Origin of the sequence: Magnetospirillum sulfuroxidans (assembly GCF_018224925.1) — a bacterium.
Lineage (GTDB): Bacteria > Pseudomonadota > Alphaproteobacteria > Rhodospirillales > Magnetospirillaceae > Magnetospirillum > Magnetospirillum sulfuroxidans.
The window spans coordinates 61,735-74,961 of record NZ_JAGTUF010000008.1; the positions used below are offsets into that span (position 1 = coordinate 61,735).

At 59.3% G+C, this 13,227-nt stretch carries 9 protein-coding genes and 5 pseudogenes; 8 read left to right on the forward strand and 6 right to left on the reverse strand.

Going from position 1 to position 13,227, the window contains the following annotated elements:
- Positions 1 to 222: 222 nt before the first annotated feature.
- A protein-coding gene (locus KEC16_RS10285; protein ID WP_249209063.1) for an IS5 family transposase occupies positions 223 to 1,064 on the forward strand; the annotation gives its coding sequence in 2 pieces (ribosomal slippage) (positions 223 to 595 and positions 595 to 1,064; 843 coding nt in all).
- An 88-nt stretch (positions 1,065 to 1,152) separates the two neighbouring features.
- On the opposite strand, the pseudogene KEC16_RS10290 reads toward KEC16_RS10285, so the two are convergent.
- Positions 1,153 to 2,079 (reverse strand): annotated as a pseudogene (locus tag KEC16_RS10290) (IS3 family transposase); the annotation flags it as partial.
- Positions 2,080 to 2,152: 73 nt separating this feature from the next.
- Here KEC16_RS10290 and KEC16_RS10295 point away from each other — a divergent pair.
- A pseudogene (locus KEC16_RS10295) lies at positions 2,153 to 3,204 on the forward strand (IS110 family RNA-guided transposase).
- A 229-nt stretch (positions 3,205 to 3,433) separates the two neighbouring features.
- Here the strand turns inward: KEC16_RS10295 and KEC16_RS10300 are convergent.
- Positions 3,434 to 3,586 (reverse strand): annotated as a pseudogene (locus tag KEC16_RS10300) (transposase); the annotation flags it as partial.
- An 86-nt stretch (positions 3,587 to 3,672) separates the two neighbouring features.
- Between KEC16_RS10300 and KEC16_RS20000 the strand changes: the two are divergent.
- A complete protein-coding gene (locus tag KEC16_RS20000; RefSeq protein WP_211548531.1) occupies positions 3,673 to 4,176 on the forward strand; it encodes an IS630 family transposase in 504 nt (167 codons plus the stop codon).
- Positions 4,169 to 4,627: pseudogene (locus tag KEC16_RS20005) on the forward strand (IS630 family transposase); the annotation flags it as partial. The gene KEC16_RS20000 and the pseudogene KEC16_RS20005, both read left to right, overlap by 8 nt.
- A 121-nt stretch (positions 4,628 to 4,748) precedes the next feature.
- Here KEC16_RS20005 and KEC16_RS10310 read toward each other — a convergent pair.
- From KEC16_RS10310 to KEC16_RS19825, 3 genes and pseudogenes are all read right to left on the reverse strand, one after another.
- Positions 4,749 to 4,865: pseudogene (locus KEC16_RS10310) on the reverse strand (transposase); the annotation flags it as partial.
- A 172-nt stretch (positions 4,866 to 5,037) separates the two neighbouring features.
- Positions 5,038 to 9,276 carry an NACHT domain-containing protein gene (locus tag KEC16_RS10315; protein ID WP_211548533.1) on the reverse strand — a complete coding sequence of 1,413 codons (4,239 nt, stop codon included), beginning with the start codon at positions 9,274 to 9,276 and terminating at the stop codon, positions 5,038 to 5,040.
- A 251-nt stretch (positions 9,277 to 9,527) separates the two neighbouring features.
- Positions 9,528 to 9,740: a helix-turn-helix domain-containing protein gene (locus KEC16_RS19825; RefSeq protein WP_211548535.1), complete on the reverse strand. Its 213-nt coding sequence runs from the start codon at positions 9,738 to 9,740 to the stop codon at positions 9,528 to 9,530.
- A gap of 63 nt (positions 9,741 to 9,803) precedes the next feature.
- Between KEC16_RS19825 and KEC16_RS10325 the strand changes: the two genes are divergently transcribed.
- Together KEC16_RS10325 and KEC16_RS10330 are read left to right on the forward strand one after the other, a co-directional pair.
- Positions 9,804 to 10,340, forward strand: a complete 537-nt coding sequence (locus KEC16_RS10325) for a hypothetical protein (RefSeq protein ID WP_211548537.1) — start codon at positions 9,804 to 9,806, stop codon at positions 10,338 to 10,340.
- A gap of 48 nt (positions 10,341 to 10,388) precedes the next feature.
- A complete protein-coding gene (locus tag KEC16_RS10330; protein ID WP_211548539.1) occupies positions 10,389 to 10,676 on the forward strand; it encodes a hypothetical protein in 288 nt (95 codons plus the stop codon).
- Between the two features lie 55 nt (positions 10,677 to 10,731).
- Here the strand turns inward: KEC16_RS10330 and KEC16_RS10335 are convergent, their stop codons facing one another.
- Positions 10,732 to 10,989, reverse strand: a complete 258-nt coding sequence (locus tag KEC16_RS10335; protein ID WP_211548541.1) for a hypothetical protein — start codon at positions 10,987 to 10,989, stop codon at positions 10,732 to 10,734.
- Positions 10,990 to 11,803: 814 nt separating this feature from the next.
- Between KEC16_RS10335 and KEC16_RS10340 the strand changes: the two genes are divergently transcribed.
- Positions 11,804 to 12,640 carry a hypothetical protein gene (locus tag KEC16_RS10340; protein ID WP_211548543.1) on the forward strand — a complete coding sequence of 279 codons (837 nt, stop codon included), beginning with the start codon at positions 11,804 to 11,806 and terminating at the stop codon, positions 12,638 to 12,640.
- Positions 12,637 to 13,092, forward strand: a complete 456-nt coding sequence (locus KEC16_RS10345; RefSeq protein ID WP_211548545.1) for a hypothetical protein — start codon at positions 12,637 to 12,639, stop codon at positions 13,090 to 13,092. The genes KEC16_RS10340 and KEC16_RS10345 overlap by 4 nt, the downstream gene beginning before the upstream one ends.
- Positions 13,093 to 13,227 lie beyond the last annotated feature (135 nt).

A 13,227-nucleotide genomic window follows, 5' to 3' on the forward strand; every position in this document is an offset into this window, starting at 1 on the left:
GGCCACGAAATTGTGTAGATGTTACACTCAAAATGAGTTGCGCCACCTCATCTGTTTTGGCAGGAGAAAACCGAGAGTTTTATCGGCCACGATCGTGATGGTTTGTGATTATTCTCCCAGGGATCCTGTCTCTCGAAGAACCTGAGAGTCCGTCCGGAAGGTTCTTGAGTCCGATGAATCAGTTGTGATTCCATGGCTCCCCAGGCGAATTTGGGGGGCAGCATGTGGACGAAAGAGAATCGTCGGATTTATGAGCGGCGTGGGCTGCGCTATCCCAGCGACTTGACGGATGAGGAATGGGCGCTGGTGGAACCGCTGATCCCCCCGGCGAAACGTGGCGGCCGCCAGCGGACGGTGAACATCCGCGAGGTGCTGAACGGCGTTTTCTATGTGCTGATGACCGGGTGCCAGTGGCGGGCGCTGCCGACAGACCTGCCGCCCAAGAGTACGGTGCATGAATATCTTGGGCTGTGGGAGTGGGATGGCACCCTGGCCCGCCTCCATCACGCACTGTTCGTCGCGGTGCGGGAATTGGCTGGCAAGGAAGCCAGTCCGACGGCGGCAATCATCGACAGTCAGAGCGTTAAAAGCGCGGAAAAAGGGGGGCGCGGATCGACCCGTCGGGCTACGACGCGGGCAAGAAGGTCAAAGGCAAGAAACGGCACATCGTCGTCGACACGCTCGGCCTGATCCTGGCCGCCCACATCCAGCCCGCCGATGTCCAGGACCGCGACGGCGCGTTGCCGGTGCTCAAGGAGGTCCGCCGCCTCTTTCCGTTCATCGTGCGGATATTCGCCGATGGCGGCTACCAGGGGGCCGCCACGGCAGCGGCGGTGCGCGAACTCGGCGCATGGCACCTGGAAATCGTCAAACGCTCCGACACAGCCAAGGGCTTCGAGGTGCTGCCCAAACGCTGGATCGTCGAGCGCACCTTCGGGTGGCTCGGCCGCTGCCGACGCCTCGCCAAGGACTTCGAGAACCTCGCCAGAATGGCGCTGGCGTTCCTGCGCCTCGCCATGATCCGCCTCATGCTGCGCAGAATCGCAAGGTACCGGAAATCATAGAAAACTTTGCGGACGGACTCTGAGACATGACCTCCGGATTCTTCTGGGCGTCATTCCGTTTCGGTAGGTCTGACCTGCCCTGGAAGTTTCATCCAGTCGTAAGTAGAGCCTTGGGCGAAGTTACGCCGTGTGGCGCGGTCTGAGCAATGGGGCCGGGCTCGGAGCCCCGGAGGGGTGGAGAGACCGGCCCCATTGCTTTGAGTTTGGCGGCATGGGCCGCCGGTGTCTGGTAGCCCAGGGCCGAATGCGGCCTGGCGGTGTTGTAGTCGGCGACCCAGGCGGCGATGACGGCTCGGGCCTGGGCCATGCTGGTGAACACCGTCTCGTTGAGCAGCTCGTCGCGCATGCGGCCGTTGAAGCTCTCGACGAAGTCGTTCTGCATGGGCCTGCCGGGGGCGATGTAGTGCCATTGCATGCAATGGTCCTGCGCCCATTTCAGCACGGCGTTCGAAGTCAGCTCGGTGCCGTTGTCGGAGACGATCATGCCCGGCTTGCCGCGCTGGGCCACCAGCGCCGACAACTCGCGGACGACCCGTAGGTCGGAGATCGAGGTGTCGGGCACCGAGGCCAGGCATTCCCGCGTCACATCGTCGACGATGTTGAGCACGCGGAAGCGCCGCCCGTTGTCCAACTGGTCGTGGACGAAATCCAGCGACCAGCAGGCGTTGGGCTTGGCTTCCACCAGGATCGGCGCACGGGTGCCGATGGCCTTGCGCCGGGTGCGCCGCTTGCGCACCGCCAAGCCTTCCTCGCGGTAAAGCCGGTAGATGCGGGTAATCCCCGACGCCTCGCCGTCGCGCCGCAGCAGGATGAACAGCCGCCGATAGCCGAACCGGCGGCGCTCCTGGGCAAGCCCGCGCAGGCGGTCGCGCAAGGCGCTGTCGTCGGGCCGGACGGAGCGGTAGCGGATCGTCGTGCGATCCACGGCGATGACCGTGCAGGCCCGACGCTCGCTCATCTCGAAGGCACTCCGCAGATGGACGACAGCTTCTCGCTTGGCGGCGGGCCCTACCATTAATGGGATGGTCCGCCCCGTCCAACCAACCGCACACTGGACGTCGGCAATCCAATCAGGGGAGACCGCCCTCATGATCCGCAACAAACCCAAGGGAGCCGTGACCTACGGCATCGACATCGGCAAGAACCTGTGTTCCACGTTGTCGGCATAGATGCCGACGGCAAGCCGATCCAGAAGGTAAAATTCCGCCGCGACACCGTGCTGCAATTCTTTGAGCGCGCCGAAGGTGCGACCGTTGGCATGGAAGCATGCCCTGGATCGCAGTGGCTGGCACGCAAACTCCAGGAACGTGGGCACACCGTCCGCATCATCCCGGCCCAATTCGTGAAGCCTTACGTCAAATCCAACAAGAACGACATCATCGACGCCGCCGCCATCGCTGAGGCAGTGACGCGACCGACGATGCGCTTCGTCGAGATCAAGACGCCCCAGCAGGTCGATCTTCAGGCTTTGCATCGCATCCGCGACCAAATGGTGCGCAACCGGACCCGGCTGATCTGCCAGATGCGCGCGTTCTGTCTGGAATATGGCGTGGCGATGCGACAGGGAGCCGGTGTCTTCAAACTGGATCTTCAACGGGTTCTGGCTGATGAAGGCAACGACCTTACGCCCACCATGCGCCGACTTCTGGGGGATCTGGCTGACGACCTCGCCCACCTGGAGCGACGCATCGCGGTGGTCAGTCGGGAGATCGACGCCCTGGCCGCGTGCAGCGATGTGGCTCGGCGCCTGACGACCATTCCGGGGATCGGTGCCTTGGGCGCTACGGCATTGCTCGCCGCTGTCGGCGCCGGTCAGCAGTTCACCAAAGCCAGGGACTTGGCAGCGTGGCTGGGACTGGTGCCGCGCCAGCATTCCACCGGCGGCAAGCAGACGTTGCTCGGCATCAGCAAGCGCGGCAATCCCTACATCCGGCGTCTACTCATCCATGGCGCCCGATCCTGCGTGCTGCATTTGGATAGGTCCCGTGATCGGCTGGGGCGTTGGATCGACCAGCTGCAACAGCGCATGCACCCCAACAAGGTGACGGTGGCGCTGGCCGCCAAGATCGCCCGCATCGCCTGGGTGGTGCTGACCAAACCCGGAGCCCTCTACGAACGCCGCGATCCGGCCATGGCGTAGGGCTCCAACAGACTGCGAGGTCGAGGACGTGATGACGAGGCAGTTGATCGCCGTGCCGTAAACCCTGTCAAAAAAACGGGCACTGTGCCCGCACCATTATTTGGGAACGCACGAGCCGATCTCATCATGGCCTGGCTGCAACAGCAGCCCACTCGCGAGAGGCCGGATACATTTACGCAGACTGTTCCCGTCCATTCGCCCAAGACCCTTGCAGGGACGGGGCGGACCATACATTTTTTCCCAGAAGATCGCGGAGCGCGGCCTCGTTCAGCATGGATTCCGCCAGCAGCTTCTTCAGCCGGGCATTCTCATCCTCCAGCGCCTTCAGCCGCCGGGCCTCCGACACGTCAAGGCCGCCGTACTTGGCCTTCCATTTGTAATACCGGCCGCCGTTTGATGTGACTCGAAAGGGGATTCCCACAGGCGCGAAGTCGTGATTCGATGGCTCCACCAGCGAAGGGAGGAGCCATGCATCCCGGCCTCAAGATATCGGATTGCCTGTCGGCGTCGGAGCTTCGGACTTGGGCGCGTCATTGCGGCAATGGGCGGGCGGCGGCGCGGGCCTATGCCATCGCCAACGCCCTTGACGGATTGAGCCGGGCGGAAGCGGCGCGGCTGGCGGGGATGGAGCGCCAGGCGTTGCGGGATGCGGTAGTCCGCTACAACGCCGAAGGCTTGGAAGGACTGCTCGACCGTCCGAAGGGACACCGCCAGGAGTGGCTGACGGAGGCCGAGCAGGCGACGCTGAAGGCCGCCATCTTCAAGGGGCCGAAGCCCGAGGTCGATGGCGTCTGCACCTGGACGTGCGAGGCGTTGGCGATCTGGATTTCGGAGAAATTCGGCAAGACCATCTATCCCGACAGCGTCGGCCGCATCCTGCGCCGCAACGGCCTGTCGCGGCAGAAGACCCGGCCCGTCCATCCCAAGACCGACGCCAAGGCGCAGGAGCGCTTTCAAAAAAGACTTGCCTGAAGCCCTGACCGCCGCCGCCCAGGCGCATCCTGGCAAACGCATCCGGCTGTTCTTTCAGGACGAAGCCCGCGTCGGCCAGAAGGGGAGAACCTGCCATCGCTGGTGGGTGAAAGGGCAGCGTCCGCCGGGCCTGTGCGACCAACGGTTCGACTGGACCTATATCTTCGCCGCCGTCGAACCCGCTACCGGGGCCGAATTCGCCCTCGTCCTGCCCACCGTGTCCACAGTAACCATGAGCCTGTTTCTAGCCGAATTCTCCAAGACCCTGGCCCCGGAGGATCATGCCGTCCTGGTCCTCGACGGTGCCGGATGGCACGGAAGCGCCGCTTTGGCAGTGCCCGCCAACATCACACTGGTCCCCCTGCCGCCCTATTTGCCGCAATGCAACCCGGTCGAACGCGTCTGGCTATACCTGCGCGAACGCTTCCTCTCGCTTCAGGTCTGGCCCGATCAGGACGCCATCATCCAGGCATGCTGCGATGCCTGGAACGCCCTCGCCGCTGACGCCGCCCGCATCACAAGCCTCTGCCTCTATCCGTGGATCAAAGAAGTCATTTCATCGGGCGAACGGTATAAAACGTCGCGCTCGATATGCCGTGCCTGCGGCACACATCCGCCGTCGCTGCCCCGGCCTCCTGCTCCTTCAGGATGCCGATGATCTGCTCTTCTGAAAACCTGCTGCGCTTCATGTCGTCCGTCCTCTGATGGGCCGGACTCTACTTCAAACTGGAGGAAATTTCTCAAGGCAGGTCATTGGTGACTTTCTCACGTCATTCCAAGGGGCTGAGTGGCGAGTATTGTGAGTAATAGTGTATTGTGCGCCAGATAGTTTCCCAAAAAGGTTTTGCAAGAGCCAATAGGTTAGCTCAGATCGAGCCCCACCACAGTGATCCGCTCCCCCCGGCCACGGGCTTCGAGCAAGCGCTTGGCCTCCTGTTGCAGGCGGAGGCACAAGGCGGGGAAATCAAGATGCGGTTCGCCCGGTGGGATCCATAAACGGGTGGCATTGACAGTGGCAAGGAAGTAGATGCCGTACCTTGAACGGTTCGACCTCATGTACTGGCCGATCAACTGTGTTTCCAGGGCTTCAAGCAATGTCGAGTAGGACCAATGCTCTTTATGTGCCCATTTGACCTCGAGAGTTACGGGATCAAGGCCAGGATAGCGAAGACGGAGGTCTGGTCTATCGGCGAAGAGAACCTCTGATTCGCGCTCAACCGTGTAGAATTTACGACTGGTTAGTTCGAGTTGACGGGCTAGCCATACCTGCAAAACTCGTTCGTGGTCGTAACTGCCGAATGTACCCCGTAATGAGAAATCACCGTTTTCAGCGTCCTCGACGATGTCTTCCAGCCGCCAACAGACGATGTCGAACAATTCATCGGCGGTCGTCGGGGGTTTGGTGAAGCGCTGGGCGAAGTCCGCGACGTCCCTGACCGTCCAGTTACGCTCGGCTTCCCTCTTGGCGCGCTCGTTGGCAAGGTGGAGGAGACGGTCACGTTGGCACACGAAGACGGGATTCGCCGCGAGGTCGCGGAGTTCTTCGCTGGTCGCCTTGTCGATCAACAGGTTGAAAAGGCTGTCCCGCAATTGTTGCGCCCGGTCGCGCGCGGTCGGCGAATAGGCCTTTCCGTCGGAGCGGTTGATGTCGTCGCCATATCGCACATGCCGGTTAAGCCGGGTGACAAAGGGGCGAAGGACGGAAGGTGCGTGGATGGACGGTCGGTGGGTGTCCGGCGGTCCTTCCATACGGTCCAGGAACGCCGCTGCAAGGGCCACCACCAGATCGTCCGCCTGCCCAGGATGCGCCGCTAGCGTCGCTTCCAGGAAGGCGAGGGCGGGTTTGGCGTCGGTCAGGAACCACATCACCAGCCAGGTCAGGAATTGCGGTTGCCCAAAGGAATGCGTGGGGCCGTAATGGGCGGCCAAAGCGGCGAGGGCGGCGGTATCCCCATCCCGGTACAGGGTGGCCACGGCATCGGCTAGAACTTTGGGATGCGCTGGTTCCGCGTTGGATAGCGCAGCCAGCAGTCCGGGGCCGCACAGAGCACGGGCCGCGCCGTCGTCCTCCCACAGCAGAGCGGAAATCAACTCGCTGACATGCTGGACTTCGGCGGGAACTTGGAATTCGGCGCCAATCTGCCGGGCAAAGATTGTCCGCGCCGTCTGTGGGTGATGGGCAATCAAGGTGGGAAGCCATGATGGGAGGCCATTCAGCTCGTGCAAGGCGAGCCGGGCGGCAATCTCGGCGTGCTCGGGCGACAACGCGGCGAGGTCCAGGCCATCATCAACGTCCAGCTTCAGCCCCAACAGGCTGACCTCGGCGGGCTTGTATCCAGTGTTCAGTTCTGGCGGCGGCGGTTGCCACCGTCGCCAATGGTTCTTGAAGCCCCGCCGGGCGATGGCCCTGATCATTCGCCCGAAAGTCTTCGCCATTGGTTCGAGAGTTTGATCTTCCCATTGATGGATGGTGCGGCTCTCGTCCTCGGAAAAGTGTAGGAGATTGTAGAGCGTCGCCCAATCTTCCCCGCGCATCAGACGGCGGAAACTCGTCACGCAATGCCAAGCGATGGTGGCGCGAATTCGGGCGGTCTGAAGCCGGTGACGTAGGACGTAGAAACTTGGCCGATCCTCGCGCCACCGCTGACGCCATCGTTCGGCCTGCTGCTTCAACCGCACGAGCGGGTTGTCCATGCATGACCAATAGGTGCGCCATAAAATCGGCCGGGCGATTGCGACAGACATGATCCTTGCTCGCACAGCAAGTCGACGACCGTGTTGTTGCCAAAGCTCGATGGCAAGTCTCAGAGCCAACCGGCGGTCGGCTGGCTCCAAAGTGGTGGTTGCCCGTTGCAGGAGCCAGGGGATGTCGCGGTTGGCCAAGTGCCAAAGGCCACAGTGGTATCCCGAAATGGCGAAGGTCCGGATGCGGTCGTCCGGCCCTTTTTCGCGCAATGCTGCGATCTGGCGGTCGGTAAGGGCTTGTATGACCGTGGGGTGCGGCTCGAGCGCCGCCTGAAGGTCCTTGCCCTCTCCTCGAATGTCGCCCTGGAAATTTTTCAGGCGATCGACCAGTTCCGCTACATATTCGGGTGGACGCTCGACCAAGTCATGGGTTCCAAGCAGCCGATAGATTGCGGCTAGAAGCGGCCGGGCCGTCCAGCCGAAGGCGCGGGAAATGCGGTTGAGGCTTTGCCCTCGGCCTTCGTCCACCCACGGGGCGGAGAACGTCAAGGAAAACAACATGTCGGTTAGCGCCGGCAGGCGGTCCTCGGCCACGGAGGTTACGACATCCTCGCAGGCGTGCGCCATGCGCCGTCCGCCGCTCCCTTCGACGTCTGTTCGCGCCAGCAAATTGCCTACATCATCCTCGCTCATGGTATTCGGATACAGGAATTTGACGATCGTCGATGCCAGCGTGCTGGGGATGGTCGGCCCGTTCGTCAATTGGATCGCCAGGGCGGCGAGCCGGCGGCGGTCATCCATGGCGTGCAGGGCGGCAATGGCGTCATGGCGCAGATGCCATGGTTGATGACTGTCGGCGGCGATCATCAGGCACATGCGACCGCAGTCCCTCAGCCGCCCCTGCTGAACCAGGATCAGCAGCATCAGTTTGACGTCGGGGGCGACATCCGCACCACGCAGCAGCCGGTTAATCGTGGGCGCCAGCGTAGGATCTGCCAGACGGCCGAGTTGTTCTCGGTCTTCGGTATTTCGGAGGCGGTTGGTTTCGGCGATGCGCTGGAGTAACTGGATGCGCACTGGCGGGGGCAACAGGCTGGGGTCACCAAACCGTATGAGGATGTCGGGATCGACTTCCAGCAGTCGGGTTCTCACCTCCTTAATCCATCCTGCCAGCCAGCCGGCCACCGGTGCCAGGGACGTTGGCACCACAGTGCTGCTGCTGGAGGTAGGGAAGAGTAGGCGCAAGATCTCGGCACGCGGGCAATTATAATCATCCACTAAACGTAGGAGCCATCGTGCTGACAGGTAATCAACGGAGCCACGATGGTGGAAGCGGATGCGGCCATAGGTGGCCTCGTCGAACATCGCCCGGCTGAGTAACGCCTGCCTGTCCTTGTCTGTCCAGTCGGGCAGCGCTGCCTGGGAGTCGAGGGCGTCTGGTGGCGAACGTGTCTCCTCGTCAGGAATTGCAAAGGTGAACCGCCGCGTAAATGTGACACACGCTGCCAGTGCTTCGGCGCCCTCGCGTGCTCTGGACAGTTCAAGCGGAACAAGCTTGATCCATTGGCGATTGATGTCTGTGAGCTTGCGGTTAACGTCGAATTCCAGCAATTCACTTAGCGAGCCCAGTCGCTTGTGCTCTTCCCAATACCCAATCAAATTCTCGACATCGCGGGGACGGCGCGCGAACTCCCAGGCATGGGCTTGATTCACTGCGTTGAGGAAGGCGGACGGGTTGTCCATGCGCCGGGAGGCAAAACGGTGGACGCGCTCATTGTCCAGTGGTGCAATTTGGACGATACGCAATGGAGCTCTTTTTTCGTCGTCTGAATTGGAGAAAGGGGAGGGACCCAGCAGGTGCAGGACCATTTGTAGATCGGATAAGGGCTGCCATTCGCTGACACGACAGGAAAGGACGATGGAAGAGTGGAGGAGTTTCGATTTCCTAATGTTCGCTGATTTGTTTATCGATGAAATATGGTGCTGATAATCTCCAATATGGTGGGTGAATTTCCTAAGTGCTCTTTCGAAGGCGTGATGGTCGATCAACTGCGCTTCGTCCTTGGCATCTAGCAGAAATATTCCGTGACCAAGCCTTGGCTGCCAATCCGCATACCTATTTCGATCTTTGGGGGCTAAGGCGCCTTCAAGGCCCCCCTCACCCAAAGCGTCGATCCGTACGAAGAAGGCATGCTTGCCTGCCCGCACCAGCCGCTCGGCCTGCGCCTCCATTTCCCACGTCTTGCCACTGCCAGCCTCGCCCAGCAGCACCACGCGTCCATGGGCGATCAGATCGTCCCACGTAAGGTTGCCATTGGCGTGAGTGACATAGCTGTCGAGGGCTACCTCCTCAGAGCCTGCGTCCAGTTGACAATCCAAAAACCTGCGGTCGAGATCAATGTGGGATTTACGCATGAAGGGTAGTATGGCAGTTGGTCGTGGATGAGCCAATTAGGCAATCAGTGAAACGCTGTATAGTTGTCATTACACATAACTCGCAGGTCACGCCTTGCTGTTATGGCGGGAGCCCGTTCAGTAACTCACCTCAGGTCTACAGCCTGAAGCCCTCAATGACATCACAGTGTTTGTCTCTCTGCCGCCTCAGGGCGAGTCAGGAAGTATTTTGACCGATCTCACTGGGAAGATCTGTGCCGCTAATTTCGTGATCAGCTCTCGATCTCCAACAGCCTTGATGCGGATACTTCCAACGCATCCGCTATCTGCTGAAGAACGATCACTGTCGGATTCCTTTTTCCGCGCTCCACACCGCTGACATAAGTCCGATGGAGCCCTGAACGGAAAGCAAGCTCTTCCTGCGACCAGGCCTTTTCAAGCCTAATCCTCTTCACATTCCGACCAAGGTTCGAGCAGATATCCACCTTGCAAGCAAGGCGGTATGACGACTATAGGTCTACAGACTATGAGTCACATGGGGGTCAGCCATGAAGGTGCTTCACCAACAAACGCCTTTTTCGGTCATCCAATTCCAGGGACGTATCGAAGCAATTAAAGTGGCACGCCAGTTCAGCGACGGAACTCATATTGCGTACCTACGCATCAATGAGGAGGGTGAGGGAGTGAACGTGCTGCAAAATATTTCCGTTGGGAACTCAGTCGGAAGTTATTTAAAAGAGGGTGAAAAATGCACTCTGTATGCAATTGCCTGGGATGGACGCGGGCACTTCCTTTACGCAGCCGAGACGCAAGGCCGTCAAGTCTATGATCGCGATGAACTGGAGCGATTTCGGAGGTCGCTGATTCGTCAAGTCGCGCTGACGTGGGGTTCCGTTGCGCTATTTGGGGTGCTAATGACGCTTTTAGTGCTTTTCCTATATTTTGGTATTCCGCTTGCCATTTGGGCTGGGTGGAAACTTAGACAAGGATTGCGAAGAGCTCGGTTTCCGCTAAATGAGATGCATAATGTGTTGATTGGACAAGGTTGGAAGCTTGATGCCTCCCGTTCGATCAACGTGTCTTAATGTTACTATCGGCCTCTCTTTCTGGACGGTTAATCTTGAGGGTATTTTATGAGGCGCTTGCCAAACAGTACTGACAACTTGGTCTTAGGCACGGTTAACGCGCCCTGGAAGCGCGCCATTGATGCTGAGACCCTGGCGACACAAATCAAAGAGGGGAAAACTGATGAGTGGCTGTGTCACATAGCGACCTTCTTCACGGAAGTCAGTCCATCTCTCATCGATGATTTTGCGGAAGCCCACTCTATAGACCAGGAAAAACTTATGGTTACCTACAAAAAAATTAAAGAGGAAACCGGAGATAATAGTCTATACATGGATAAGTTATTAAATGGATAGTATCATTTTTCAATTAAATCCATTGTTTCATTGATGTATTATTAAAATAATGGACCTACTTTAATGCGGAATCTGCGTCCAGCTTTTCAATTCGAATGAGAATTGATTTCATTGCTTCTGCGATTCCTGGGATACAATTCATTGATGTTCCAGGCTTGGACATCGAAAATAGAACCAAGCTAAGGGCGCCGCATAAATGTGCGGCTGTTGCCTTAAGGTCTTCAGGATACTCCTGACTGACCAAAAGATGCGTCGAGCGAGCGATTTGCGCCGACAAATTAAGATCCACAGAAAGCTGATCTTCAATGTCCATGTTAACGCGCTCGTCGGCCGGCCCAAATGTAGACTATGCGTCACATGGAAAGTCGTCAATCCATTGTGTTGCACTCGCTCGTCAGCGAAGTGAGTCGGCGCTGGCCGTGCCGTCTTGAACTTGGCAGCCGTCCGCGCTCTGGCTCAGAACGAAGACCATTTGCGCGTTCGTGAACTTCGCTGCCTTCATCTCTGACCATCTTTTCCTGGCCGAGAAATCTGGGCCGAAAACGCCAACTCAAAACGTGTGAAAATCACCAAAAGATCGGATTCTGCAATCAATTATTGGACTCGATCAGCCAAAAATCGGATTCGTCCCATCCGTTGTCCAGGTGTCCGGGAGTTGTCGTGGCGCGGAACGAACGACGGCGTTGACGTCAGACACTGGAGGAGATTTTCCAAGGCAGGTCAGAGGGGGTGACGGACCAGCTGCCAGTTGCCAGCAGCCACAGACTCTTCAAGGACGCTCATATACAGAGGGAGTGGGGCGATCTCTGTATCTGTAAGATTTGAGGAGGGGAACGGTGAAGGGATGGCGTCCATGATGGGCCTCAGCTAGTGGCTCTTCCATCATCGATCCGCAAATTAGATGGGCGTAAGGATCTCAGCGGGGCGCGGGTTCACTTTTTGCTTGCGCCGTGCAGTGGCATTTATATCCTACTGGCGCCGCCATTGGGCGGTTGGGGTGACGCCCAACCTGGCGCCTTCATCGGGTAAATTCGTCAAGTAGTATCAGATCTCCTTTACCCTCCAGGCCGCGGTGAGTATGGCGCCGCTCACACTACGTGGACCTGGGCACGGGTGGAGTCTGTCCCATGACTATTTCCTTCCTACGCTACGAATCTGCTTTCAAGACGGCCAGCAAGGAATTGCTGGACGCCGTCAATTCAGCTCGCCGGAATGGGCGCGTCGCTGCCGACGGACTCATGGTCTTCCTGCTCCGACAGGAGCGTCGGTGGTCTTCGTCGGAAGCCGTCCTATCCGGTGCGGAAGGGCTGGCCAATTACCTCAACAGGCTTGATGGCAAGCCATCACTCGGAAGGTGCCAGCAGGCGCTGGCGCATGTGTTCGCCGGATGCCAGTACCAGGACCTGATCGGATACTGGAATTCCGACATCGCACGGCTCCTTGCCGACCTCATTTTGCCCCCTCCGGATACCATTGAGGACGGGATTGAGGTCATCCACCCTTATCCCCTTGAGCTCCAGAGGGTGCCGCTGTTGGCCCCCCTCAAATCCCACTGGGAGGCGAATAACGTCTCCACCAGCCAGCGCGCCTTCCTGCCGCCGATGCCGCCGCCGGAAATTTTTGGCCTGAAGCGGTTCGGCCCGCATGAAATCTTTCGCTCGTGGCCACTTGGCAAGAAAGGGGAACTCTCCAACGCGCGCATGACCATCGTCCTCAAAGACGGCGCGGGAAAATATATCGGTGCCGTGCACTGGAATTGGTGGGGATATAGGCTCGCGGGCAGCGACTACACGATTTACGCCAAAGATGGCGATGCATGGCTGTACGTGACCATGGACATCCGTCCCAAAAAACCGCTGCCCGACCGAGGGCCGAAGGTCGAATGGATCTCGGAGGAAGAATTTATACGGCACATGGAGTTCCTCGTTCCCGAGGATTCCGCTGACGAAGAGGGCGGGCAATGAGCGACCGGAACGCATCTCCCGAGACGACCATCGCGCTTGTCGTGGTCCTGGTGGTCGGTGGCGGCGTTCTCCGCCTTTCGATGGCGCTAGGCGCCGACTTCTTGCCAACACTCATGGCCGTGGGGTGGACGATCCTGGTCATCGTCGGCTTCGCCGTCTGGCTGTGGTTCCGCTTCTCCTACGATGAAGCCAACTGGTCCACGCGGATCAGCGGATTGGCGGCCCTGATCTGGCCGTCATGGTGGAAGGCGGTCGACAGCATCGCGGCCAACGCAGAAAAGCCACCCGGACGACGGTCTTTGTTGGCCTACGCCGACACAGTGCCCTGGTCAGACACGTTCCCTGTCGAGTTTCCCTGGTGGGCGAGCGGGTGGTTCTATGGGCTGACCGAGGTGGCGCTGGTGGCCACCTTCCTCTATGCCCTCATCAACGCGGGTCGGGGCTATCGCTGACCTATGGGAATGGCCACGAGCGGAACGCGTCGCCGTTCGTGGCCATCTTAGCTCCGTCATGATCCAGTCAGTCTATGCTGGTTTAGCCCTTAGCATTCTCGGGGCCCAGGCAGAGGTGGCCCCGGAAATTCGGAC

Excerpts from the sequence above, each read along its gene's own strand:
- KEC16_RS20000 (WP_211548531.1), top strand. The coding sequence starts at position 3,673 with ATGCATCCCGGCCTCAAGATATCGGATTGCCTGTCGGCGTCGGAGCTT.
- KEC16_RS10315 (WP_211548533.1), bottom strand. The coding sequence starts at position 9,276 with ATGCGTAAATCCCACATTGATCTCGACCGCAGGTTTTTGGATTGTCAA.
- KEC16_RS10325 (WP_211548537.1), top strand. The coding sequence starts at position 9,804 with ATGAAGGTGCTTCACCAACAAACGCCTTTTTCGGTCATCCAATTCCAG.
- KEC16_RS10330 (WP_211548539.1), top strand. The coding sequence starts at position 10,389 with ATGAGGCGCTTGCCAAACAGTACTGACAACTTGGTCTTAGGCACGGTT.
- KEC16_RS10335 (WP_211548541.1), bottom strand. The coding sequence starts at position 10,989 with ATGGACATTGAAGATCAGCTTTCTGTGGATCTTAATTTGTCGGCGCAA.
- KEC16_RS10340 (WP_211548543.1), top strand. The coding sequence starts at position 11,804 with ATGACTATTTCCTTCCTACGCTACGAATCTGCTTTCAAGACGGCCAGC.
- KEC16_RS10345 (WP_211548545.1), top strand. The coding sequence starts at position 12,637 with ATGAGCGACCGGAACGCATCTCCCGAGACGACCATCGCGCTTGTCGTG.